The sequence below is a fragment of the Vibrio sp. Of7-15 genome (assembly GCF_022347565.1).
Lineage (GTDB): Bacteria > Pseudomonadota > Gammaproteobacteria > Enterobacterales > Vibrionaceae > NORP241.
In genome coordinates this window covers 46,753-72,059 of record NZ_JAKRGH010000009.1, presented here as the reverse complement: position 1 = coordinate 72,059, position 25,307 = coordinate 46,753, and the positions used below count along the sequence as shown (strand labels likewise).

The following is a 25,307-nucleotide window of genomic DNA, read 5'->3' as shown; positions in this document are numbered from 1 at the left end:
TTAACACAGATGCCTTCCATTAAAGAATCAGGTATCCGCTGGCTTTGGCTAGCGGTACTGGTCTTTATTGCTGACATCGCAATCAAATTAGTTGTGATGGATAACATGGGTTATGGCTGGCAAAATCGCATTGAGGTTCTGCCATTTTTCAACCTGTTGTATGTTCATAACTATGGTGCCGCTTTTAGTTTCTTAAGTGACGCTGGTGGTTGGCAGCGTTGGTTCTTTACCGGTATTGCATTTGTGGTGTGTGGCTTATTAATGTTCTGGATGCGTAAGTCATCGGCGGCTGATAAGCTTAATAACATTGCTTATGCTCTGATTATTGGTGGAGCTGTTGGCAATGTTTTTGATCGCATTGTGCATGGTTTTGTTGTCGATTATTTAGATTTCTTTTGGGGCACTTACCATTGGCCTGCATTTAATTTAGCAGATTCCGCCATATGTATTGGTGCGGCTTTGATTATTCTTGACGGCTTTAGATCAGATAAAGATAAGCAAAAGTAACTTAAATTACAGATGAGCGTAATACCCTTAAGCGCTGTCCGTTGATTCGGGCGGCGCTTTCATTTATAAGTGCTAATGAGAGAGAAAATACCAAAACCAAGTTTCCAGCAAGATTGGTTGTATTGGTAGAACGCATACCTACATTAAAATAAAAACAAGGATAGAAACATGTCTGTGATCGATAAGAGTAGTGAAGTTATTATGCACTTTACCATTAAGTTGCAAGATGGTTCGGTAGCGGATTCCACACTTAATTCAGGCAAGCCTGCCAAGTTTACAATGGGCGACGGCAGCTTAAGTGATAATTTTGAAAAGTGTTTACTCGGGCTAAAAGCAGGCACAAAAGAAAGTATTGAGCTGGAAGCGGCTGATGCTTTTGGTTTATCAAATCCAGACAATATCCACCATATGGATAAAAGTAAATTTGTGGGCGATGCTGCTGCAGAGGTTGGCACCATTATGGCGTTTGCAGGCCCAGATGGTGTCGATATTCCAGGGATTATCACTGATATTGCTGGTGATTCAGTAACAGTAGACTTTAACCATCCTCTTGCAGGTCAAGATGTAGTCTTCGAAGTTGAAATTGTTTCTATAACAAACTAAACGCTAATTAAGAGCAAGTCGAAATGAAAATATTGTTAGCTAATCCTCGTGGCTTTTGTGCTGGGGTTGATCGTGCGATAAGCATTGTAGAGCGAGCCCTAGAAATGTATCAGCCGCCTATTTATGTTCGTCATGAAGTCGTGCATAACCGCTTTGTAGTAGAAGGTTTAAAAGAGCGCGGGGCTATTTTTGTCGAAGAGATCCATGAAGTGCCAGATGATAATATAGTTATCTTTTCTGCTCATGGTGTATCTCAAGCTGTGCGTAATGAAGCAAAGGCACGAAAACTAACGGTATTTGATGCAACTTGCCCGCTCGTGACTAAAGTTCACATGGAAGTAGCACGTGCGAGCCGTAAGAATATGGAAGTGGTTCTTATTGGTCATGCTGGTCACCCAGAAGTTGAAGGCACCATGGGCCAATACGCGAGTGATGTCGGTGGAATGTACTTGGTAGAAAAACCAGAAGATGTACATAACCTGACAGTAAAAGATCCAACTAACTTTCACTACGTGAGTCAAACCACGTTGTCTGTGGATGAGACCGCCGATGTGATTGCGAAATTGCGTGAGGTTTTCCCTGAGATCCAAGGACCGCGTAAAGATGACATCTGTTATGCGACTCAGAATCGTCAAGATGCTATTCGTGATCTTGCCTCGCAAGCGGATGCCATGGTTGTTGTCGGATCCCAGAACTCATCGAACTCTAAGCGACTAAAAGAATTGTCTGAAAAGTTAGGAACACCAGGCTACTTAATTGATTGCCCGGAAGATATTCAAGAATCTTGGTTTGATGGCGTGTCTGTTGTTGGGGTAACGGCAGGTGCCTCTGCTCCTGAAGAGTTGGTGGATCAAATTGTCAATCGTATTAAAGTGATTGGTGGGGCGTCTGTTGAAGAGCTTGAAGGGCGAGAAGAAAACATGTTCTTTGAAGTACCGCGAGAGCTGCAAGTAAAAAATATTTAGCCTTAGATTGATTTATACAAAAACCTCGGCCAATGCTGAGGTTTTTTTGTATTTACTCTTTTAAAGGCTTGGCTTTTATAATCAAACCGATACAGTGAAGATATTAAGTAACCCCGCAATAGGAGAAGGGACGCAATGGTACGTATTGCTATAGCAGGCGCAGCAGGCCGAATGGGCCGCAACCTAATTCAAGCTGTTAATAATTCAGAGTCGGTCGTATTAGGAGCCGCAAGTGAGCGTTCAGAGTCAAGTCTCATTGGCACTGATGCTGGTGAGTTAGCTGGCGTTGGTCGTTTAAATGTCACTCTAGTGGACGATTTATCCAAAGTCGCGGATGATTTTGATGTCATAATCGATTTTACCGCTCCAGTGTGTACGTTGGTAAATATTGAACTGTGCCGTGAGTACAACAAGCAGTTAGTGATTGGTACGACTGGTTTTACAGAGTCTGAGAAGCAACAAATTGATGAGGCAGCGAAAGACATTTCGATCATCATGGCTCCAAACTACAGTGTTGGTGTTAACCTAGTGTTTAAATTGCTGGAGAAAGCAGCAAAAGTGATGGGCGATTATTGCGATGTGGAAATTGTAGAAGCTCACCATCGTCATAAGGTGGATGCACCATCTGGTACAGCCATTGGAATGGGTGAAGCTATTGCTGGTGCAATGGGGAATAAGCTTGATGATGTTGCTGTTTATGCTCGTGAAGGGATCACTGGTGAGCGCAGTCGTGATGAGATCGGTTTTGCTACGATTCGTGCAGGTGACATTGTTGGTGAGCATACAGCTATGTTTGCTGATATTGGTGAGCGAGTGGAAATCACACATAAAGCAACAGATCGTATGACGTTTGCTAATGGAGCGGTACGAGCAGCAGGTTGGTTATCAACACAAAAACCGGGCTTCTATACAATGCAGGATGTATTGGGGCTTGATGAACTGTAAAAACAAAATATAACTATTTATGCACTGCAGCTATTGTGGTGCATAAATTCCTTCTATTTTTATCTTATCTTTTTCCTTTCAATTTCTCGCTGTTTCTTGTGATTTTTCTTTCTTATTTTGTCGTTTGTGGTGGTTTTTTCTCTCTGTTGTTAGTTATTAGTGCCTTTTGGTTATAGATTAACGATTGCGGAACCTTAGAGATCGCCGTTCTGTAATTTTTGTTTTGTTTTTGCTATCTATGGCAAGAAATTTTCATTTTTAAGGGTGAAAAAATTAGTTTTATTGTTTTTTTAAGGGATTTTAACCACTTTCAACCTGAACTGCTTAAAAATAAATTTTTTTATTGGAAAGATATTGACAGTTTTTGAGGACATCAATAGAATGCCGCCAATTTGTCAAAATTCAGCTTGACTGGGTTTGTGACTTTGTATGGAATGAGTGTTTGCAACTTTATACACTTTAACTGCATTCTTATTTGTTTTGGAGGTTGTCTTGAGTAAATTAGCACTGTTAGTCCTAGAAGATGGGACAGTGTTCCACGGTGAGTCCATTGGGGCGGATGGTTTAGCCGTTGGTGAAGTTGTTTTTAATACCTCTATGACGGGGTATCAAGAAATCCTTACTGACCCTTCCTATTCTCAGCAGATCGTTACACTCACTTATCCCCATATTGGCAATACCGGAACCAATTCCGAAGACGAAGAATCCTCTTCAATCCATGCTCAAGGTCTTATCATTCGCGACCTTCCCCTTCTAGCTTCTAACTTCCGTAACCAACTCTCCCTTTCTGATTATCTTAAATCCCAAAATATCGTTGGTATCGCAGAAATCGATACGCGTAAGCTGACTCGTCTCCTACGTGAAAAAGGTGCGCAGAACGGTTGCATCATTGCGGGCGATAACTTAGATGAAGCGTTAGCACTGGCGAAAGCGAAAGAGTTCCCTGGCCTGAAAGGGATGGACCTAGCAAAAGAAGTGACGACCGCTGAAACGTATCAGTGGAAACAAGGTTCGTGGACGTTGACTGGCGGTTTACCAGAGGCAAAAGATGACAGCGAACTTCCATACCATGTTGTTGCGTATGACTTTGGTGCAAAACGCAATATCTTACGTATGTTGGTTGATCGTGGCTGTCGTTTAACGGTTGTTCCGGCACAAACTTCAGCAGAAGAGGTTCTGGCACTAAATCCTGATGGCGTATTCTTATCAAATGGCCCAGGTGACCCAGAACCATGTACGTATGCGATTGAAGCGACAAAAGTGTTTTTAGAAAAAGGCTTACCAATTTTTGGTATCTGTCTTGGTCACCAAATCCTTGCTCTAGCAAGTGGCGCACAAACAGTAAAAATGAAGTTTGGTCACCACGGAGCTAACCACCCGGTTAAGGATTTAGATCGTGATGTTGTGATGATCACATCTCAAAACCACGGTTTCGCTGCGGACGAAGCTACATTACCAGAGAACTTACGAGCGACTCATAAGTCTTTGTTTGATGGTTCTTTACAAGGTATTCACCGCACTGACAAGCCAGCATTCAGCTTCCAAGGTCACCCAGAAGCAAGCCCAGGTCCACACGATGCAGCACCATTGTTTGACCACTTTATCGAACTAATCAAGCAACACAGCGCTTAATTCGGAGTAGTAAGAAAATGCCAAAACGTAATGACATTAAAAGTGTTCTAATTCTAGGTGCTGGCCCGATTGTGATCGGTCAGGCATGTGAGTTCGACTACTCTGGCGCACAAGCGTGTAAAGCACTTCGTGAAGAAGGTTACCGAGTTATCTTAGTTAACTCTAACCCTGCCACTATCATGACCGATCCAGAAATGGCAGATGCGACATACATCGAGCCAATTCATTGGGAGGTTGTACGTAACATCATCGCTAAAGAACGTCCAGATGCGGTTCTGCCTACCATGGGTGGCCAGACGGCATTGAACTGTGCTCTAGATTTAGAGAAACACGGTGTTCTAGAAGAATTTAATGTTGAAATGATTGGTGCAACGGCTGACGCAATTGATAAAGCAGAAGACCGTTCTCGTTTCGATAAAGCAATGAAATCTATCGGTTTAGAGTGTCCTCGTGCCGATACCGCGAAGAGCATGGAAGAAGCTTACAAAGTTCTCGATATGGTTGGCTTCCCTTGTATTATTCGTCCTTCATTTACGATGGGTGGTACTGGTGGTGGTATCGCGTATAACAAAGAAGAGTTCGAAGAAATTTGTTCTCGTGGTTTGGATCTTTCCCCAACAAATGAACTTCTGATTGATGAATCACTAATCGGTTGGAAAGAGTACGAGATGGAAGTGGTTCGTGATAAAAACGATAACTGCATCATCGTATGTGCTATCGAAAACTTCGATGCAATGGGTGTCCATACGGGGGACTCCATCACAGTCGCACCAGCGCAGACATTAACTGATAAAGAATACCAATTAATGCGTAATGCTTCTTTGGCGGTTCTTCGTGAAATCGGTGTGGAAACAGGTGGTTCAAACGTACAGTTTGGTATCAATCCGAAAGATGGCCGTATGGTTATCATCGAGATGAACCCACGTGTATCTCGTTCTTCTGCACTAGCATCAAAAGCGACAGGCTTCCCGATTGCAAAAATCGCAGCAAAATTAGCGATTGGTTTCACTCTTGATGAGTTGATGAATGACATCACAGGTGGTGCAACACCAGCGTCATTTGAGCCAACAATCGATTATGTTGTAACTAAGATCCCTCGTTTTAACTTCGAAAAATTTGCTGGTGCGAATGACCGCCTAACGACTCAAATGAAGTCAGTTGGTGAGGTGATGGCCATTGGTCGTAACCAACAAGAATCATTGCATAAAGCACTACGTGGCCTAGAAGTTGGCGCTACTGGTTTTGACGAAATGGTTGATCTGGATGAACCAGATGCAATGAGCAAGATCCGTCATGAACTGAAAGAGCCTGGTGCTGAGCGTATTTGGTACATTGCAGACGCTTTCCGTGCGGGCTTATCTGTAGATGGCGTGTTTAACCTAACGAATGTGGATCGCTGGTTCCTAGTTCAGATTGAAGAAATCGTGAAACTAGAAGAACAAGTGAAAGAAAATGGTTTTGCAGGTCTGAATAAAACGATTTTGCGTAAACTGAAGCGTAAAGGTTTTGCCGATGCTCGTTTAGCGAAACTGTTAGGCGTAGCAGAAAGCGAAATTCGTAAGCTGCGTGATCAAAATGACATTCACCCCGTTTACAAGCGCGTAGATACTTGTGCTGCTGAGTTCTCATCAGATACCGCGTACATGTACTCATCTTACGATGAAGAGTGTGAAGCGCAGCCAACGGATAAAGATAAAATTATGGTATTGGGCGGTGGTCCTAACCGTATTGGCCAAGGTATTGAGTTCGATTACTGTTGTGTACATGCCTCTTTGGCACTGCGTGAAGACGGTTACGAAACCATCATGGTGAACTGTAACCCAGAAACGGTTTCAACAGACTACGATACCTCTGACCGTTTGTATTTCGAACCCGTTACTCTTGAAGATGTATTAGCCATTGCACGTGTAGAGAAGCCAAAAGGTGTTATCGTTCAATACGGTGGTCAAACGCCACTTAAGCTAGCTCGTGCATTAGAAGCGGCTGGTGTACCAATCATTGGTACTAGCCCTGATGCTATTGACCGTGCTGAAGACCGTGAACGCTTCCAAGCTGCCGTTGAGCGTTTAGGCTTAAAGCAGCCTGAAAATGCGACAGTAACAACAATGGAACAAGCAGTTGAGAAATCAAAAGAAATTGGTTTCCCATTGGTTGTACGTCCGTCGTATGTTCTGGGTGGGCGTGCCATGGAAATTGTTTACGATGAAGGTGACTTACGTCGTTACTTCAACGAAGCAGTAAGCGTTTCTAACGAATCCCCAGTCCTGCTTGACCGTTTCTTAGATGATGCGGTAGAAGTGGATATTGATGCGATTTGTGATGGTGAGCGTGTGGTTATCGCGGGCATTATGGAGCACATTGAGCAAGCTGGTGTGCACTCTGGTGACTCCGCATGTTCTCTGCCTGCTTATACGCTAAGCAAAGAAATTCAAGACGTAATGCGAGAGCAAGTTGAGAAGCTAGCCTTTGAGCTGGGTGTTCGTGGTTTGATGAACACGCAATTTGCGGTTAAAGACAACGAAGTTTACTTAATTGAAGTTAACCCTCGTGCTGCCCGTACGGTTCCTTTCGTGTCTAAAGCAACGGGTGCGCCAGTGGCTAAGATTGCCGCACGCGTTATGGCTGGCCAGTCGCTTGAATCTCAAGGTTTCACAAAAGAAATCATTCCGCCATATTACTCAGTGAAAGAAGTGGTTCTGCCATTTAACAAGTTCCCAGGTGTAGACCCACTGTTAGGCCCAGAAATGCGTTCTACTGGTGAAGTTATGGGTGTGGGGGATACGTTTGCTGAAGCATTTGCAAAAGCTGAGCTTGGTTGTGGTAAAGAGTACGAAGATGGTGGCCGCGCGCTTCTATCGGTACGTAACAACGACAAGCAACGTGTAGTGGATTTAGCGTCTAAGTTAGTGAAGTTAGGTTACCAACTGGATGCGACTCATGGTACTGCGGTGATTCTTGGTGAAGCGGGTATTAACCCACGTTTAGTAAACAAGGTTCATGAAGGTCGTCCACATATTCTTGACCGTATCAAGAACAATGAGTACAGCTATATTGTCAATACGGCAGAAGGCCGCCAAGCGATTGAAGACTCTAAAGTACTTCGCCGTGGTGCACTAGCAGAGAAAGTGAACTACACCACAACGCTGAATGCGGCGTTTGCGACGTGTATGGCTCACACTGCAGATGATCGCGGTACAGTAACTTCAGTACAAGAGTTACATTCACGTATCACTAAGTAACTGAATTACTTTTCGATATACAAGTAGGCTGAAAAAGGTTTACATCATAACTCTAATAGCCCGTGACTTTGTTACGGGCTTTTTTATGTTTTTTTAGAAACTTGTAGCCCGTGATAATTGCATGTTTTTTATAAAAGAGTATGATTTCGCCGTCGCGCTATTGCGACAACATTTGGAGACTTTAATGAACAATACCGACCATCCCCCTAGTATGCAGGGTGGAAAATTAAACAGATAGCGGTATTGGTGTACTTCCCTCTGACCGTGTCTGGTTGGAGCTTCTCTTCTTCAAGTTTTCCCCCTAAATAATTACTGTAAATGAGACAACAAGTTAGTGCTTACTTATATTGGTAGGTGTGGACGTTGTGTCGTTTTGATGGTCTTTACTGTTTGCCAATCGGGAGATTCGCCATGGCGGTAATGAACTGCGTAACACCTATTGAAAAAAATGAGTTTGCTCAACAAGAAATTTTGGCTGCCAGAAACGCCTTTTTGCAATATAACGAGCAAAAACAAGCCGAACTTTTAGTCGTGATGCCAATCAATGAAGCGGTTGCTGTACTCAGTGAGTGCTCGATTAATCATGTACAAGCATTACTAGACCAGTTAGATACTATGGGAGAGGAGGTACGTAAACGGCACTTTGCTCATGGGTTAGGTCTGATTTGTTCAGAAGTAGAAACCACTGAGGATTATTTAACAACAAGCGTATTAGCTCATGTAAAGCAACGTATTGGTTGGATCATTGGGCTTGCCTTGCTGGGTATTGTCTCTGGGCTAATTATTGCCAGTTATGAAGACACATTAGCTCAGTTAGTGCTATTAGCCATTTATATGCCAGTCATCGCAGCAGCAGGGGGAAATACGGGCTCTCAAGCAGCCACTCTTGTTATTCGAGCATTAGCGATGGGCGAGCTTAAAAAGCGGCAGTGGCTTGATGTTATGTGGAAAGAGTTTCGAGTTTCTCTTTTTATAGCGGCTTCAATTTCTTGCGTTGTGATGATTCGAATTTTTTATTTCAGTGGCGACACCAGTACTGGCGGTTTTGCTCTAAATAGTATTGCGTTAGCTATTGGAGTGGCGTTGTCGATTCAGGTTATTTTGTCTACTACACTTGGCGGGCTCTTACCCATTATTGCAAGGGCGCTAAAACTGGACCCGGCAGTACTTGTAAGCCCAGTGTTAGCATCGGTAGTGGATATATCAGGAATGCTAATTTATTTCTCTACGGTTAATTATTACTTAGGCTTGAGCTAAGTAAATCTTGGTAAAACTGTTTTTCAAATAGCTCAATAGCAGGAGGAGTCACTGGGGCTCCTTCTTTTTTAGGCTCTGGGAGGTAGTTTGAGATTAATTGTACAAACAGAAGGGGTTCACCTGCTGAGGTTGTTGCAAACCCTGCCATATTATAAGTGCCATACAAAGAACCACTTTTTGCGGTAATCTTTCCTTTTATAGGATCAATACGCATGCTGCGTCGGTACTGTAACGTACCATCCATTCCTGCGGTCGGTAAGTGACGAAGCAGTTTTAATTGAGCATCATTTTTATAGATATAATTTAGTACATCGGTTAACTGCTTTGCTGTAATACGGTTATTACGAGATAGGCCAGAGCCGTCAACCAATCGAGAGTTAGATAGGTTGATATTGGCTTTTTGTTTCAAAATGTCTTTAATCGCCGCAGTGCCATTTGAAAAGCTACCAGGTTGTTGGTAGTAATAGCTACCTAAAGCTTTCGTTAGGTTATCTGCGATTAAGTTATCTGACTCTTTAAGCATGATATCAATCAGCTCAGGTAAAGAGGCTGATTGGTGTTGGGCTAAGACTTTTCCTTGAGCTTGTGGTTTGCCCTTTATGACTTGTCCTTTAAAGCTAACCCCTTGTGCTTCCAATTCTTTTCGAATGACTTCTTGGGTGTATAAAAACGTGTCTTGAATGGCGAAGTTCAAAGGCAGAGGCTTGTTCCTTTCAACTAGACAGCCAGATAGCTGATAGTTATTAAAAGGAGTTGTGCTTAGTTCTAAATCACAAAATTGCTGCTTTTTCTCAGATTTACTGACGGTTCGTACATTTGTTGTCACGAAAATAGATTGATGAGAAGGGACGTTGACGCGAGTCTTGCCATTTTTTTGTGTATATAATGCTGCTTGCACGCAGTTTTGGTTTAATGAAATGGCGCTTGAAGGAGCGCTATAACACACACCTAAAATATCCCACGGCCAACCAACGGCACGTTCATAGCCGTTAAACGCGGAATCATCCAACCAAATATTTCCTTCGATAGTTCGTAGGCCTGAATTTTTTGCTTTTCGTATCAGTTGTTTGATGTCTTTGTGCATTAAAGAAGGATCACCGCTGAATCGAAAAGTGAGATCATTTTTATGTTGCTCTATCGTTGTACTAAATCGAAAGTTGGAAGGAAAAGCCATGGTAGCAGCAAGGGCGGTAATTAATTTTTGAGTGCTTGCTGGTGGCACTAAGGCTGTATCATTAAGGGCTTGATACGTTTCATTGGTACTTAACGATTGTACGTAGAGTGCAGTTTGGCTGCCTTCCGGTAAATAAGACAGTGCTTGTGGAATGGATGCTGAAGCAGTTGGCAGCATAAAAAACAGGCCAGCAACAAGTGATATGGTGGTACGCATGACTTATCCCTATCAATAGAGTGACGGTTATGCTAACTCATTATTTCATTATAAAAAAGAAAACGCCCGCTGGATTGGCGGGCGTTTAAAGGCAGTGTTGCAATTAAGACAAATTAGAAGTCGTAACGCATACCTAGTACTAGCTCATCCTGAGTGTCGTATTTAGAAACACCGTTACCTTCGTCTAGCAGGTTGAAGTTGTAAGAAACGTAAGAACGGAAGTTGTCATTGAAGTAGTGCGTTGCATCTACTGCAAAGTTGTCCGCTGAATCTTTCTTATCTGTTTCAGCATTGTTGTAAGTAGAACTGAATACTGTTTTACCCATAGTGTACGCTGCTGCTAGCTCGTAACCTGTGTAATCTACTGCTTTAGTTGCGCCAGTTTGTACTACTTCACCGTCAGTGTAAGTACCAGCAAAGTATAGGTTACCCATAGTGTAAGAAGCCGCGAACATCATTTCGTTTTCGCTAAGGTTTGTGCCTTTATCTTGATCAGCGTAGCCAGCACCTAGTGCTAGGCCAGTGTCACCAATCTTGTAGATTGCAGACATAGCGTAACCTGCGTTGTTCTCGTTACCTTCTACAGTTTCGTTGTTTGTTTGTTTCGCGTCAGCAAAGTGGTAGTTTGCTTTCACGCTTAGGTTATCAAACGAACCTTTGTACGTAAGGTTGTTGTCTACACGATCAGCAGCTTCGATTTTCATTGCTGCACTGTTACCGTGGTAGGCCATGATATCAGTGAAATCAGTGATCACACCTAAAGCACCGTCGTTTTTACCGTAAGTTACTTCACCGTACTTACCACCCATACCAGCGTAAGTGTAACGGTGGTCGATATCATTTTTAGTACCAGCGTTATCATTGGCATTGTATTCAGCTTCGTAGAAACCGATAGCGTATAGACCTTCACCGATGTCTGTTTTGCCTTCTACGTTAATACGCACACGGCTGTTGTCTGTTGCATCACCGTCTTTCATTGCAAGACGAGCTTCAGCACGACCGCCAATTGCTAGGCTAGAAGAATCATCATTGTAGATTTCTGCTGCATTTACAGAGCCTGTTGTCGCAACTGCTGCAACTGCTAGAGCAATAAGCTTTTTGTTCATTGTTCAATATCCTAAGAGTGGAGGAGAAATAATGGAATTAAGTATTTAGTTATCAAAATTCGTATAAAGATGAACAAATACTTAATCTTGTATTCAGTGTTTCGATGGGTACTTTTTACTTCCAATCTTGGGAATGAGTTAGTAAAACGATCTAAAAAACTAATTTGTATGCCGTTTTTTTATTTTTTATTTCAGGCTTTAGTCTTTTCTAAACAGTTGGTTACGGTGTTTTATGAAAGTTCCATTTCAGTTGTTTATACAATTTTTATTTAGTTTTTTTGTGAAATATAGACACCTTATATTTGTGAAGTCGATCATGAATATTGGCTTGAAAAATAAGAATATGCACAATTGAATGGTGTTCTCTCATGAACGAAACAGAGTAGGTGACCTGAGCTGTAACTTTGTTTAAACTAGAACTCATCCCATTAAATCACTGTTTAAAGCTTAAGCATTTTTGTTTGAGCTGAGTTTTATGTACCAAAGCAAATGTACTTTGGCTATGAGGTAAAAATACATGGAAAAGGTTCCAATGACGGTACGTGGCGAGAAGAAGCTACGTGAAGAGTTAGAAGTATTATTAAAGCGTCGCCCACAGATCTCAAAAGCAATTGGTGAAGCTCGTGAGCTTGGCGATTTAAAAGAAAATGCAGAATATCATGCCGCTCGTGAAGAGCAGGGTATCTGCGAAGCTCAAATTCGTGACATTGAATACAAATTGTCAGTTGCTCAAGTTATTGATGTAACTACAATGAAGAACACGGGTAAAATTATTTTTGGTACTACCGTTACTCTTATCGATATCAATACTGATGAAGAAGTAAAATACCAAATTGTTGCAGATGATGAAGCCGATATTAAAGCTGGCCGAATTTCGGTAAATTCACCTATTGCTCGTGGGTTGATCGGTAAAATGGAAGGCGATGAGGTGTCTATTCAGACGCCTGGTGGCCAAAAAGATTTTGATATCGAAGCGGTAGAGTACATCTAAGCGCGGCTTTATTGTTAGAAAGTGTAACTTTTTGCTCTTTCTCAAATGAAAAAGGCCGCGACGGCGGCCTTTTTATTTTCGAGGAAGTTCGATTTTACGGTCTTCACTTGGTCGGTACATAACCAACGTCTTACCGATAGTCTGAACTTTTTCAGCTTTAGTTTCACGAATAATTGCATCAATAATCAAATGCTTAGTTTCGCGATCTTCTGAAGCAACTTTAACTTTAATTAACTCGTGGTAGTTAAGAGCGATTTCGATTTCAGCGAGTACAGCTTCTGTTAAGCCGTTAGCGCCCATTAACACAACGGGTTTTAAATTGTGAGCAAGACCTTTAAGGTGTTGCTTCTGTTTGGTGCTTAGATTCATAGTTGCCCAATTTTTTCTATATAAGGGTTGAAAACACTCTATTCTAACGCCATCTAGTCACGAAGACTATTTTTCATTTCAGTCTTCACAGTTTGAATTATTAGGTAACGCATGAGTAAGAACAAACATTCGGCAAGTTCCGGCCGCTGGTTGAAAGAACATTTTGATGACAAATATGTTCTAGAAGCCCAAAAAAGGGGCTATCGATCTCGTGCTATTTTTAAAATTGAAGAGATTCAAAATAAGGACAAACTGATCAAACCAGGGATGACGGTGGTTGACCTTGGTGCAGCTCCAGGTGGATGGTCTCAGTATGCAACTAAAATTGTTGGTGATGAAGGGCAAATAATTGCTTGTGATATTTTACCAATGGATCCTATTGCAGGTGTGAGCTTTCTACAAGGAGATTTCCGAGAAGAAGCTGTTTTAGACGCCTTATTAGAACGTATTCAACCAGACATGGTTGATGTCGTCATGTCTGATATGGCACCTAATATGAGTGGCAACTTATCGGTAGACCAACCTAGAGCAATGTATCTTGTTGAACTAGCATTAGATATGTGTCGACAAGTACTCGTACCAAATGGCAGTTTTGTAGTTAAAGTTTTCCAAGGTGAAAGTTTTGAGCAATATCTGCAAGAAGTGCGGAAGATGTTTAAAGTGGTCAAAATTAGAAAACCAGACTCCTCACGAGCTCGTTCTCGAGAAGTTTACATAGTAGCTACAGGATACAAACTGTAGTACTCTACTTTTAATCGTATTAGTTATCGCGGGGTTAACACCTTGAGTGACATGGCAAAAAACCTGATTTTATGGCTAGTCATCGCTGTTGTTCTTATGTCTGTTTTCCAGAGCTTTGGCCCTGGTGACAGTAGTGGTCGACAGGTAGATTACACCACTTTCGTTCGTGAAATTGGTCAAGGACAAATTAGAGAAGCTCAATTTAATGACAGGGAAATTACTGTTTATAAACGTGATAACACACGTTATGTAACATATTTGCCAGTTTATAATGATCAGAAGCTTCTAGACGATCTTATTAACCAAAATGTAAAAGTAGTTGGTACTCCACCGGAAGAACCAAGCTTAATTGCATCTATCTTTATTTCCTGGTTCCCAATGATCTTATTGATCGGGGTATGGATTTTCTTCATGCGTCAGATGCAAGGTGGCGGTGGCAAAGGTGCCATGTCATTTGGTAAAAGCAAAGCTCGCATGATGAGTGAAGAGCAAATTAAAACAACGTTTAGTGATGTTGCTGGCTGTGAAGAAGCAAAAGAAGACGTTAAAGAGCTTGTTGACTTCTTACGTGACCCAAGTCGCTTCCAAAAACTGGGTGGTAAAATTCCAACAGGTGTTTTATTAGTTGGCCCACCGGGTACAGGTAAAACGTTATTAGCAAAAGCCATCGCAGGTGAAGCAAAAGTACCTTTCTTCACAATTTCAGGTTCTGACTTTGTTGAAATGTTCGTAGGTGTTGGTGCATCTCGTGTACGTGACATGTTTGAACAGGCGAAAAAAGCGGCACCTTGTATCATCTTCATTGATGAGATTGATGCAGTAGGCCGTCAGCGTGGTGCTGGTGTTGGTGGTGGTCACGATGAGCGTGAGCAGACATTGAACCAAATGCTAGTAGAAATGGATGGTTTTGAAGGTAATGAAGGCATTATCGTGATTGCCGCAACTAACCGTCCAGATGTATTAGACCCTGCATTGTTGCGCCCTGGTCGTTTTGACCGCCAAGTTGTTGTTGGTTTACCTGATGTTCGTGGTCGTGAGCAAATTCTAAAAGTTCACATGCGCAAAGTACCATTGGCTGGTGATGTTGAGCCTGCATTGATTGCACGTGGTACACCGGGCTTCTCTGGTGCCGATTTAGCTAACTTAGTTAATGAAGCGGCTCTCTTTGCTGCACGTGGTAATAAGCGTGTTGTCTCTATGGTTGAGTTTGAATTAGCCAAAGATAAAATCATGATGGGCGCTGAGCGTAAATCTATGGTTATGTCTGAAGATATTAAAGAGTCAACGGCTTACCATGAAGCTGGCCATGCTATTGTTGGTCGTCTAGTGCCTGAACATGATCCAGTGTATAAGGTATCCATCATTCCTCGTGGTCGTGCTTTAGGTGTAACCATGTACCTGCCTGAACAAGATCGCGTCAGTATGTCTCGTCAGCATTTAGAGTCGATGGTATCAAGCTTATACGGTGGTCGTTTAGCTGAAGAGCTGATTTATGGTGCTGATAAAGTATCGACAGGTGCTTCGAATGACATCGAACGTGCTACAGATATTGCTCGTAAAATGGTTACGCAGTGGGGCTTCTCTGAGAAACTAGGTCCTCTTCTATATGCAGAAGAAGAAGGTGAAGTCTTCTTAGGTCGTAGTGTGACACAAACTAAGCACATGTCAGATGACACGGCTAAGTTGATTGATGATGAAGTACGCCAAATTATCGATCGAAATTACGCTAGAGCTAAGCAGATCCTAGAAGAAAACATGGATATCATGCATGCAATGAAAGATGCTTTAATGAAGTATGAAACCATTGATGCAGGGCAAATTGATGACCTAATGGAACGCAGTGATGTTATTCGCGAGCCTCAAGGTTGGAGTGCTGATTCTGATTCTAAACCTCAGGAAAAAACTGAGACAAAAAAATCAGAGCCAGTAGAAGCTGAAGAAAGCGCTGAAACCGAAGTGTCTACTAAGGCGGAAAAATCTTCTGATGGTGTGAACACACAAGATCAATCCCAAGATAAGTAAGTTATCTATCTAATAAAAAACCCGAGCTTGACTCGGGTTTTTTTGTTTATAGCAAAGTGAGAATGCTGAGATGGTACTAACCAGTAAATCAAAACAATTAATTCTAGATCGCCCTCACGTGATGGGGATTTTAAACGTTACCCCTGATTCTTTCTCTGACGGTGGTAAATTTAATTCTTTAGATTCCGCGCTATACCATGCAGAAAAAATGGTAGAGGCTGGAGTATCTTTTATTGATATTGGTGGAGAGTCTACCCGTCCTGGGGCTCCAGATGTATCTCTACAACAAGAGCTAGACCGTGTGATCCCTATTATTGAGGCTGTGAATGCTCGCTTTGATACTTGGATCTCTATTGATACCAGTAAAGCACAAGTAATGAAGGAGTCTGTGGCTGCTGGTGCCGATCTTATCAATGATGTACGTGCTCTGCGTGAACCAGGTGTACTAAAGGTTGCAGCTGAGGCTAATGTACCGGTTTGCTTAATGCACATGCAAGGGCAGCCTAGAACCATGCAAGCAAACCCTCAGTATCAGAACTTGTATCAAGACGTTGCTGACTTTTTGGAAGAGCGTATTTTAACTTGTTCAGAAGCAGGCATTAATAAAAGTCAGTTAATCTTAGATCCTGGTTTTGGTTTCGGTAAAACTTTAGAGCACAATTATCAGTTGTTGGCTCAATTGGAGCGTTTTCATGATTTAGGCTTACCGTTATTGGCGGGAATGTCACGAAAATCGATGATCTTCAAATTATTGGAAAAGGAGCCAGCAGAATGTATGTCTGGCAGCTTAGCGTGCGCAACGATTGCGGCAATGAAAGGTGCACAAATAATTCGAGTTCATGATGTATCTCAGACTTGCGATGTTGTTAAAATATGCCGAGCAACTTTAGATGCCGTTAGCTAAGAAATAGAATTATTGATGGATGATTACCTAACACATCAATAGTAGGTTAGGAATAAGAATATAAAGATAGGAGTAACAGATGGCTGAACGTAAATATTTTGGTACCGATGGGGTAAGAGGTAAGGTTGGTGAGTCAACGATCACCCCGGATTTTGTTTTAAAATTAGGCTGGGCAGCTGGTAAAGTTTTAGCAAAACAAGGCACCAAAAAAGTCATCATTGGTAAAGATACACGTATTTCTGGCTATATGCTTGAATCTGCATTGGAAGCCGGCCTAGCTGCCGCAGGCTTACAGGCGACCTTCACAGGACCTATGCCAACACCTGCTGTTGCTTATTTAACTCAAACGTTTCGTGCAGAAGCCGGTATTGTAATATCTGCATCGCACAACCCTTATTACGACAATGGCATTAAATTTTTCTCTTCAGAAGGCACAAAATTACCAGACGATGTTGAACTAGCCATTGAAGCAGAGCTTGATAAGCCAATTAGCTGTGTTGAGTCTGCAGAGCTGGGTAAAGCCGTTCGATTAAATGATGCCGCTGGTCGTTATATTGAATTTTGTAAAAGTACTTTTCCTCATCGCCTTAACTTATCTAGCCTTAAGATTGTCATTGATTGTGCACACGGCGCGACTTACCACATTGCACCAAGTGTGTTTAAAGAGTTAGGTGCTGAAGTTATCGCTATTGGTTGTGAGCCAAATGGCATTAATATCAATGCGGAAGTTGGTGCGACAGATGTTCGAGCTCTACAAGCGAAAGTAATTGAAGAAAAAGCGGATTTTGGTATCGCATTTGATGGTGATGGTGATCGTGTCATCATGGTTGACGAATTGGGTAATAAGGTTGATGGTGATCAAATTGCTTATATTATTGCGCGTGATGCATTACGCCGTGGTGAGTTAAAAGGTGGCGTTGTTGGTACGTTAATGACCAACATGGGTATGGAAGTAGCGCTTAAAAACTTAGGTATTCCATTTGTACGTTCTGCGGTTGGTGATCGTTACGTCATGGAGAAGTTGATCGAAAACAACTGGTTGATAGGTGCGGAAAACTCAGGGCATGTTATTTTACTTGATAAAGTAACGACGGGGGATGCTATTGTTGCAGGGTTGCAAGTCATTGCTTCTATTGTGGACAGTGGGATGAGTTTGAAAGAGCTGTGTGATGGAATGACTATGTTCCCTCAAGTTCTAGAAAATGTTCGTTTTAGCGGTGATAGTAACCCTCTAGAATCAGAAGCTGTTATTGCAGCTCAAGCGGCAGTAGAAGCCAAATTGGCAGGTAATGGTCGAGTGTTATTACGTAAGTCGGGTACTGAGCCACTGCTTAGGGTTATGGTTGAAGGTGAAAATGCTGAAGAAGTTCAACAATACGCATTGGATATTGCTGAAGCAGTGAAGCAAAGTTGTTAGGTTAAATACTTTTGAAACACTCGGATTTTAAATATTCAGTTTAATGTTCGAGTGTTTATTTACACTCAAAAAAGTAAATTCTATTTTATTTGGCGAAATATTCACCACTCAGCCTTCGGAATTGATTTTTTTTACTTTTTTGCTTGTAACCTTATTTATGTTTCGCTAGTATTCATCGGCCTCTTCAAGAGAGGATGCGCTGGCCTGCTTGATTAGGCTCAGTTGCTTAATGATTTTAAAACATAGGTGGAAAAATGTATTCAGTTCTACTTGTGATTTATCTGGTGGCGGCACTTGGTGTAATTGGTCTAGTGTTAGTTCAGCAAGGTAAAGGCGCAGATATGGGAGCCTCATTCGGTGCTGGTTCATCAAACACAGTGTTTGGTGCTGGTGGCTCTGGCAATTTTCTAACCCGAATGACTGCAATTTTTGCAACAGTATTTTTTGTTGTTAGCTTAGTGTTGGGTAACTTATCAACTAAAAAAGAAGAATCTTCTTGGGTTGATCCAAGCCAAGGTCAAGTTATTGAACAAGCTGGCGATGTAGTGGGTGATGTTCCTGTTTCTGAAAACAGCGATATTCCACAGTAAGTAAAAGATAAAGCCGAGATGGTGAAATTGGTAGACACGCTAGCATGAGGTGCTAGTGCCTTAGGGTGTGGGGGTTCAAGTCCCCCTCTCGGCACCATTATTTACTACTTGTAAAAGTAGTTTGTGAGGAATATAATTTCTCGCAGAATTTCGGACGCGGGGTGGAGCAGCTTGGTAGCTCGTCGGGCTCATAACCCGAAGGTCGTCGGTTCAAATCCGGCCCCCGCAACCAAATATTCATAATTGATGTCTTTGTAAAGAATCAGTTATGAGCTACGAAAGTAGCACTCAGGGTCCAGTAACAAAAAACCCCGATTTTCGGGGTTTTTTGTTATCTGAAATAGACCATTCGGGTATGTAACTGGGCTTTTAGGCCCTTTTTTTGTTTCCGGGGGTTGTAATGACTGGTTTAGAGAAACAACTAACTGAAATGCTTGAAGCGCCCGTTGACGCTTTAGGGTATGAATTGGTTGGCTTGGAGTTTATCCGTGCTGGTGAGCACTCAACTCTACGTATTTTTATTGACCATGAAAATGGCATTAATGTTGATGCTTGCGCAGAAGTAAGTCGTCAAGTAAGTGCAGTAATGGATGTTGAAGATCCAATTACTGTTGCTTATAACTTGGAGGTTTCATCTCCAGGGCTTGAGCGACCACTATTTACTGCAGCACACTATCAACAATTTATTAGTCACGAGGTCAGCCTTGTATTGAAAATGGCGATGGGTAATCGTCGTAAGTGGAAAGGTATTATCCAAAACGTTGAGGGTGACACAATCACACTTATCGTAGATGGAAATGAAGAACACTTTGCACTTAGCAATATTTCAAAGGCCAACCTGGTTCCTAAATTCTAAAGGCTAATGAGGCTTAGAGCATGAACAAAGAAATCTTGGCTGTCGTTGAGGCTGTATCCAACGAAAAAGCTGTCCCTCGTGAAAGAATTTTTGAAGCGTTGGAAATTGCCCTAGCTACAGCAACAAAGAAAAAGCACGCGTTAGAGATCGAAGTCCGTGTAGAAATCGATCGTAAAACTGGCGATTTTGACACATTCCGTCGCTGGGTAGCGGTAGAAGAAGTGGAGAATCCAACGCTTGAAATCTCTTTGGAAGCGGCAAAATTAGAAGATGAAACTATTGAGCTTGGTGGTTTTATCGAAGACGATATCGAATCGGTAACGTTTGACCGTATTACAACACAAACAGCGAAGCAAGTTATCGTACAAAAGGTACGTGAAGCTGAGCGTGCCATCATTGTGGAACAGTTTATCGACAATGAAGGTGAGTTAGTTGCTGGTATTGTTAAGAAAGTTAATCGTGATGCGGTTATCGTAGATCTTGGTAATAACGCTGAAGCGGTTATTTTGCGTGAAGATCAACTACCACGTGAAAACTTCCGTTCTGGCGACCGAGTTCGCGGTCTTTTGTATGCGGTTCGTCCTGAAGCTCGCGGTTTCCAGTTGTTCATGACACGCTCTAAGCCTGAAATGCTTACAGAGCTATTCCGTATTGAAGTGCCAGAGATCGGTGAAGAACTGATTGAATTAAAAGGTGCTGCACGTGATCCAGGCTCTCGTGCTAAAATCGCAGTAAAAACAAATGACAAGCGTATTGATCCAGTTGGTGCGTGTGTTGGTATGCGCGGTGCTCGTGTACAGGCAGTGTCTAGCGATTTAGGTGGTGAGCGTATTGATATCGTGCTTTGGGATGATAACCCAGCACAGTTTGTGATCAATGCAATGGCTCCAGCAGAAGTGGCTTCTATCATTGTTGATGAAGATAACCACACTATGGATATCGCGGTTGAAGCAGATAACCTAGCACAGGCAATTGGCCGTAGTGGTCAAAACATCCGCTTAGCTTCTCAATTAACTGGTTGGGAGCTTAACGTAATGACAGTTGCTGATCTTGAGAAGAAACATCAAGAAGAAGCACAAGGTTCAATTGATAACTTCGTTAAATACTTAGATATTGATGAAGATTTTGCAAAACTTCTTATTGAAGAAGGCTTTACTACACTGGAAGAAGTTGCTTATGTTCCAGTTAACGAGTTGCTAGAAATTGAAGACCTTAACGAAGAAACTGTGGATGTGCTGCGTAGCCGTGCAAAAGAAGCGTTAACAACAATTGCACTAGCTCAAGAAGAATCATTTGATGGTGTTGAGCCAGCAGAAGATCTACTTGGTCTTGAAGGATTAGAGCGCGAGATGGCATTCAAGTTAGCGGCGAAAAAAGTCGTTACGCTTGAAGATCTTGCAGACCAAGGCATCGATGAACTATCTGATATTGAAGGATTAACCGAAGAGCGTGCTGGCGAATTGATCATGGCTGCTCGCAATATCTGTTGGTTTAGCGACGAGGCTTAATTTCAACAAGGAGGAGTAGCATGACAAAGCTTACAGTTAAAGCATTAGGTGAGGAGATCGGAACTCCTGTCGACCGTTTAGTTCAGCAATTTGCTGACGCGGGCATCACCAAGAAAGATGGCGACTCTGTTTCTGAAAATGAAAAGCAAGCACTACTTACTCACTTAAAAAAGTCACACGGTGATAATAGCGAGGGGGGAGAGCCTACTCGCTTAACATTACAACGAAAAACCCGCAGTACATTAAGTGTTGCAGGAAGTGGCGGTAAGAGTAAAAATGTACAAGTAGAAGTTCGAAAAAAACGAACTTATGTCAAACGCAGCGCTCTTGAAGAAGAGCAGCGTTTAGCTGAACAAGCACTTCATGAGCAGGAAAAGAAAGCCGCGCGTGAAGCAGAAGAAGCAGCTAAACGTGAGGCTGAAGCAGTCGCAAAACGAGAAGCTGAAGAATTAGCGAAACGTGAAGCGGAAGAAAAATCGAAACGTGACGCTGAAGAAAAAGCGAAACGTGACGCTGAAGAAAAAGCTAAACGCAAAGAAATGGATGAAGCTGAGCAAAAAGCGGCTGCTGAACAGGCAAAAGCGGATGCAAAAGCTAAGCAAGAAGCCGACGAACTTAAACGTCGTCAGGAAGAGGAAGCCAAGCGTAAAGCTGAACAAGAAAGTCAGCGACAGCTAGAAGAGGCACGCAAAATGGCAGAAGTTAACCAAGAACGCTGGTCTGCGGACGAGCAGAAAAAGAGTAAGATGGAAGATACAGATTACCATGTAACCACTTCAGCTCACGCTCGTGCAGCAGAAGATGACGCAGATCGCCGTGAGGAGCAACCTCGCCGTCGACGTAAGAAGAAGCCTGCAAATGCTGATAAAAACGCCCGTGGCGGCCGCAATCAGCGTGGTAAGAAAAACCAAATGGCTAAGCCTACTTCAATGCAACACGGTTTCGATAAAACTGCAACTGTAGCAAAAGCAGACGTAGTTATCGGTGAAACCATTGTTGTTTCTGAATTAGCTAACAAAATGGCAGTGAAAGCGACCGAAGTCATCAAAGTGATGATGAAAATGGGCGCAATGGTTACAATCAACCAAGTGATTGACCAAGAAACTGCTCAGATCGTAGCTGAACAAATGGGTCATAAAGTTATCCTACGTAACGATAATGATCTTGAAGAGTCAGTACTATCAGATCGTGATGAGCAAGCAGCAGCAGTACCTCGTGCTCCTGTTGTGACAATCATGGGTCACGTTGACCATGGTAAAACATCATTACTTGATTACATTCGTAAAGCTCACGTTGCTTCAGGCGAAGCAGGTGGTATTACGCAGCACATTGGTGCATACCACGTTGAAACTGACAACGGTATGATCACTTTCCTTGATACTCCTGGACACGCAGCGTTTACTTCTATGCGTGCTCGTGGTGCTCAAGCGACAGATATCGTTGTTCTTGTTGTTGCAGCAGACGATGGCGTTATGCCACAAACAATTGAAGCGATCCAGCATGCTCAAGCAGCGGATGTTCCTCTAATTGTTGCTGTAAACAAGATCGATAAAGAAGACGCTAACCCAGACAACGTTAAAAATGAGCTTGCTCAACATAACGTGATGTCTGAAGAGTGGGGCGGCGAGAACATGTTTGTTCACGTTTCTGCGAAGCAGGGTCTAAACATTGATGAACTACTTGAGTCTATTCTTCTTCAGTCAGAAGTTCTTGAACTAACTGCTGTTAAAGAAGGTATGGCGAAAGGTGTTGTAGTTGAATCTCGTCTTGATAAAGGCCGTGGCCCAGTTGCTACTATTCTTGTTCAAGAAGGTACACTACGTAAAGGTGACATCGTTCTATGTGGTCTTGAGCATGGTCGTGTACGTGCAATGCGTGACGAAAATGGTCGTGAAATTACAGAAGCGGGCCCATCTATCCCAGTAGAAATTCTGGGTCTATCAGGTGTTCCAACATCTGGTGATGAAGCTACCGTTGTTCGTGATGAGCGTAAAGCTCGTGAAGTTGCTCTGTACCGTCAAGGCAAATTCCGTGATGTTAAACTAGCACGTCAGCAGAAGTCTAAACTAGAGAACATGTTCTCTAACATGACTGAAGGTGAAGTGGCTGAGCTTAACGTTGTTCTTAAAGCGGATGTTCAAGGTTCTGTTGAAGCGATTGCAGATTCTCTACTGAAACTTTCAACTGATGAAGTGAAAGTTAAGATTGTAGGTTCTGGTGTGGGTGGTATTACTGAGACTGATGCGGTACTGGCTGCGGCTTCTAACGCTATCGTTCTTGGTTTTAACGTTCGTGCTGATGCATCTGCTCGTCGTACAATTGAAGCGGAAAGCCTAGATCTTCGTTACTACTCAGTAATCTACGCACTGATTGACGAAGTGAAGCAAGCAATGGGCGGTATGCTAGCTCCTGAATTCAAGCAAGAGATCATCGGTCTTGCTCAAGTACGTGACGTATTTAAGTCGCCTAAGCTTGGTGCTATCGCTGGTTGTATGGTTACTGAAGGTGTTATTAAGCGTAATAACCCTATTCGCGTTCTACGTGATAACGTTGTAATCTACGAAGGTGAGCTTGAATCTCTACGTCGCTTTAAAGATGACGTTGCAGAAGTTAAAAATGGTTATGAGTGTGGTATCGGTGTTAAGAACTACAACGATGTACGCGTTGGTGACCAAATTGAAGTATTCGAAGTTGTTGAAGTGAAACGTACACTCGACTAATTGCAAAATTTGCCTTAAAAAGCAAAAGGTTGTTTGAATACACCATGGGGGGCCACTAGAGCCCCCCATTTTTATAGAGATTAAGAGTATGTCAAAAGAATTTAGCCGCACTCAACGAGTGTCTCAGCAATTACAAAAAGAAATTGCCCTTATTTTACAACGTGAAATCCGTGATTCTCGCATCGGAATGGTCACTATTTCTGATGTAGAAGTTTCCCGTGATCTGGCCTACGCAAAAGTATTTGTTACTTTCCTTTGCATTGGTGAGCAAACACCTGAAAGCTGTTTAGCTGCATTAAAAGAGCAAGAATATATTGTGCGTCAGCTTTTAGGTAAGCGTATTCGCCACCGTTTAACACCTGAAGTGATTTTCGTATACGACAACACGTTAGTAGAAGGTATGCGTATTTCTAACCTAGTGTCTAACGTGGTTAATGAAGATGCTCGTCGTCGCGGTGAGTCTGGTCGTTCTGATGATGAGGGTGAAGAATAATGGCTCGTCGTCGTCGCGGTCGTCCAGTTGATGGGGTTATCCTATTAGATAAACCAACTGGCATTACATCTAACGATGCCTTACAAAAAGTAAAACGAATTTACTTTGCAGAAAAAGCAGGTCATACCGGAGCGCTTGATCCATTAGCAACCGGAATGCTACCGATTTGTCTTGGTGAAGCGACTAAATTTTCACAGTTCTTATTGGATTCAGATAAACGCTACCGCGTTATTGCTAAGCTCGGTGAGCGCACTAATACCTCTGATTCTGATGGTGAAGTTGTTGAAACTCGGGAAGTGAAAGTTGATCGTGGCCAACTTGAGCGTTGCATTGCAAAGTTCCGTGGCGAGACCGATCAAATCCCTTCTATGTTCTCAGCATTAAAGTATCAAGGTCGTCCTCTTTACGAGTATGCTCGTGAAGGTGTCGAAGTTCCTCGTGAATCTCGTAAGATTACGGTGTACTCCATCGAACTTATTCGCTTTGAAGGTGATGAAGTTGAAATGGACGTTCATTGTTCTAAGGGGACTTACATTCGTACGATTACTGATGACTTAGGTGAAATGCTAGGCTGTGGTGCTCATGTTACCTCTTTGCGTCGTACTGGGGTATCAAATTATCCTATGGATCGTGTGGTAACGTTAGAGCAATTGGAAGAGTTATTGGAACAAGCTCGTGAGCAAGATATTGCCCCACGTGAGCTGTTGGATCCATTGCTACTACCAATGGACAGTGCGGTACAAGATCTACAAGAAGTGAATATGCTGCCTGAGCTTGCAGATATGGTTCTTCATGGTCAGCCTGTGCAAATTTTTGGTGCTCCTGTTGAAGGTCAGGTTCGCATGACTTCAGGTGAAGAGCGTACCTTTATTGGTATTGGTCAGATCGATGATGATGGTCGTGTTGCACCAAAACGCTTAGTTGTTTTTAGAACGGAAGAACAAGAGTAATAGACAGGAGCTCTTTCCTTTAACTAGGGCTTTGGATCTTTTGCTTGTGCTTCGTTTAATAAGTGCGTAATATTCGCGCTTCGCGTGTCGGCTGAATCAGAG

Annotated in this window: 21 protein-coding genes and 2 tRNA genes; 20 read left to right on the top strand and 3 right to left on the bottom strand. The window is 42.5% G+C overall.

Features of this window, described 5'->3' with window-relative positions; all coding sequences use genetic code 11:
• Positions 1-9: 9 nt before the first annotated feature.
• The 7 genes from lspA to MHO82_RS11890 all read left to right on the top strand — a co-directional run bounded on the left by lspA (position 10) and on the right by MHO82_RS11890 (position 9,148).
• Complete coding sequence (gene lspA, locus MHO82_RS11920; RefSeq protein ID WP_239184169.1) at positions 10-507, top strand: signal peptidase II; 498 nt, start codon at positions 10-12, stop codon at positions 505-507.
• Positions 508-675: 168 nt separating this feature from the next.
• Entirely contained in the window at positions 676-1,110 is a 435-nt protein-coding gene (fkpB, locus tag MHO82_RS11915; RefSeq protein ID WP_239184168.1) for an FKBP-type peptidyl-prolyl cis-trans isomerase, read from the top strand.
• 23 nt (positions 1,111-1,133) lie between these two features.
• Positions 1,134-2,075 carry a 4-hydroxy-3-methylbut-2-enyl diphosphate reductase gene (gene ispH, locus MHO82_RS11910; protein ID WP_239184167.1) on the top strand — a complete coding sequence of 314 codons (942 nt, stop codon included), beginning with the start codon at positions 1,134-1,136 and terminating at the stop codon, positions 2,073-2,075.
• A gap of 135 nt (positions 2,076-2,210) precedes the next feature.
• Positions 2,211-3,020 carry a 4-hydroxy-tetrahydrodipicolinate reductase gene (dapB, locus tag MHO82_RS11905; RefSeq protein WP_239184166.1) on the top strand — a complete coding sequence of 270 codons (810 nt, stop codon included), beginning with the start codon at positions 2,211-2,213 and terminating at the stop codon, positions 3,018-3,020.
• A 492-nt stretch (positions 3,021-3,512) separates the two neighbouring features.
• Complete coding sequence (gene carA, locus MHO82_RS11900; protein WP_239184165.1) at positions 3,513-4,652, top strand: glutamine-hydrolyzing carbamoyl-phosphate synthase small subunit; 1,140 nt, start codon at positions 3,513-3,515, stop codon at positions 4,650-4,652.
• A 17-nt stretch (positions 4,653-4,669) separates the two neighbouring features.
• Positions 4,670-7,891 carry a carbamoyl-phosphate synthase large subunit gene (carB, locus tag MHO82_RS11895; protein ID WP_239184164.1) on the top strand — a complete coding sequence of 1,074 codons (3,222 nt, stop codon included), beginning with the start codon at positions 4,670-4,672 and terminating at the stop codon, positions 7,889-7,891.
• 411 nt (positions 7,892-8,302) lie between these two features.
• Positions 8,303-9,148: a magnesium transporter gene (locus tag MHO82_RS11890; protein ID WP_239184163.1), complete on the top strand. Its 846-nt coding sequence runs from the start codon at positions 8,303-8,305 to the stop codon at positions 9,146-9,148.
• On the opposite strand, the gene dacB is transcribed toward MHO82_RS11890, so the two are convergent.
• Complete coding sequence (gene dacB / locus MHO82_RS11885; protein ID WP_239184162.1) at positions 9,123-10,538, bottom strand: serine-type D-Ala-D-Ala carboxypeptidase; 1,416 nt, start codon at positions 10,536-10,538, stop codon at positions 9,123-9,125. The two genes, MHO82_RS11890 and dacB, sit on opposite strands and share 26 nt — an antisense overlap.
• 113 nt (positions 10,539-10,651) lie before the next feature.
• Positions 10,652-11,644: a porin gene (locus MHO82_RS11880; RefSeq protein WP_239184161.1), complete on the bottom strand. Its 993-nt coding sequence runs from the start codon at positions 11,642-11,644 to the stop codon at positions 10,652-10,654.
• A gap of 517 nt (positions 11,645-12,161) precedes the next feature.
• Between MHO82_RS11880 and greA the strand changes: the two genes are divergently transcribed.
• Entirely contained in the window at positions 12,162-12,635 is a 474-nt protein-coding gene (greA, locus tag MHO82_RS11875) for a transcription elongation factor GreA (protein ID WP_239184160.1), read from the top strand.
• 72 nt (positions 12,636-12,707) lie between these two features.
• Here greA and yhbY read toward each other — a convergent pair whose 3' ends face one another.
• Positions 12,708-13,004 carry a ribosome assembly RNA-binding protein YhbY gene (gene yhbY, locus MHO82_RS11870; protein ID WP_239184159.1) on the bottom strand — a complete coding sequence of 99 codons (297 nt, stop codon included), beginning with the start codon at positions 13,002-13,004 and terminating at the stop codon, positions 12,708-12,710.
• Positions 13,005-13,115: 111 nt separating this feature from the next.
• Here yhbY and rlmE point away from each other — a divergent pair, with 111 nt between their 5' ends.
• The 12 genes from rlmE (at position 13,116) to truB (ending at position 25,205) form a co-directional block, all read left to right on the top strand.
• Positions 13,116-13,745, top strand: a complete 630-nt coding sequence (gene rlmE, locus MHO82_RS11865; RefSeq protein ID WP_239184158.1) for a 23S rRNA (uridine(2552)-2'-O)-methyltransferase RlmE — start codon at positions 13,116-13,118, stop codon at positions 13,743-13,745.
• A 51-nt stretch (positions 13,746-13,796) separates the two neighbouring features.
• The gene (gene ftsH / locus MHO82_RS11860; RefSeq protein WP_239184157.1) at positions 13,797-15,767 is read left to right on the top strand and encodes an ATP-dependent zinc metalloprotease FtsH; all 1,971 of its coding nucleotides are present in this window, start codon (positions 13,797-13,799) and stop codon (positions 15,765-15,767) included.
• 70 nt (positions 15,768-15,837) lie between these two features.
• A complete protein-coding gene (gene folP / locus MHO82_RS11855) occupies positions 15,838-16,671 on the top strand; it encodes a dihydropteroate synthase (protein ID WP_239184156.1) in 834 nt (277 codons plus the stop codon).
• 79 nt (positions 16,672-16,750) lie between these two features.
• The gene (gene glmM / locus MHO82_RS11850; RefSeq protein ID WP_239184155.1) at positions 16,751-18,088 is read left to right on the top strand and encodes a phosphoglucosamine mutase; all 1,338 of its coding nucleotides are present in this window, start codon (positions 16,751-16,753) and stop codon (positions 18,086-18,088) included.
• Positions 18,089-18,342: 254 nt separating this feature from the next.
• Positions 18,343-18,678, top strand: coding sequence for a preprotein translocase subunit SecG (gene secG, locus MHO82_RS11845; RefSeq protein WP_239184154.1), 336 nt, complete (start codon positions 18,343-18,345; stop codon positions 18,676-18,678).
• A 12-nt stretch (positions 18,679-18,690) separates the two neighbouring features.
• Positions 18,691-18,775 (top strand) — tRNA-Leu (locus MHO82_RS11840).
• 58 nt (positions 18,776-18,833) lie between these two features.
• Positions 18,834-18,910, top strand: a tRNA-Met gene (locus MHO82_RS11835).
• A gap of 168 nt (positions 18,911-19,078) precedes the next feature.
• Entirely contained in the window at positions 19,079-19,534 is a 456-nt protein-coding gene (rimP, locus tag MHO82_RS11830; protein ID WP_239184153.1) for a ribosome maturation factor RimP, read from the top strand.
• 20 nt (positions 19,535-19,554) lie between these two features.
• The gene (gene nusA / locus MHO82_RS11825; protein WP_239184152.1) at positions 19,555-21,042 is read left to right on the top strand and encodes a transcription termination factor NusA; all 1,488 of its coding nucleotides are present in this window, start codon (positions 19,555-19,557) and stop codon (positions 21,040-21,042) included.
• Between the two features lie 20 nt (positions 21,043-21,062).
• Positions 21,063-23,762: a translation initiation factor IF-2 gene (gene infB, locus MHO82_RS11820; RefSeq protein WP_239184151.1), complete on the top strand. Its 2,700-nt coding sequence runs from the start codon at positions 21,063-21,065 to the stop codon at positions 23,760-23,762.
• Positions 23,763-23,850: 88 nt separating this feature from the next.
• Positions 23,851-24,255 (top strand): 30S ribosome-binding factor RbfA, encoded by a 405-nt coding sequence (gene rbfA / locus MHO82_RS11815; RefSeq protein ID WP_239184150.1) that lies wholly within the window; start codon positions 23,851-23,853, stop codon positions 24,253-24,255.
• Positions 24,255-25,205 (top strand): tRNA pseudouridine(55) synthase TruB, encoded by a 951-nt coding sequence (truB, locus tag MHO82_RS11810; RefSeq protein ID WP_239184149.1) that lies wholly within the window; start codon positions 24,255-24,257, stop codon positions 25,203-25,205. The genes rbfA and truB overlap by 1 nt, the downstream gene beginning before the upstream one ends.
• The last annotated feature ends 102 nt before the right edge of the window (positions 25,206-25,307 follow it).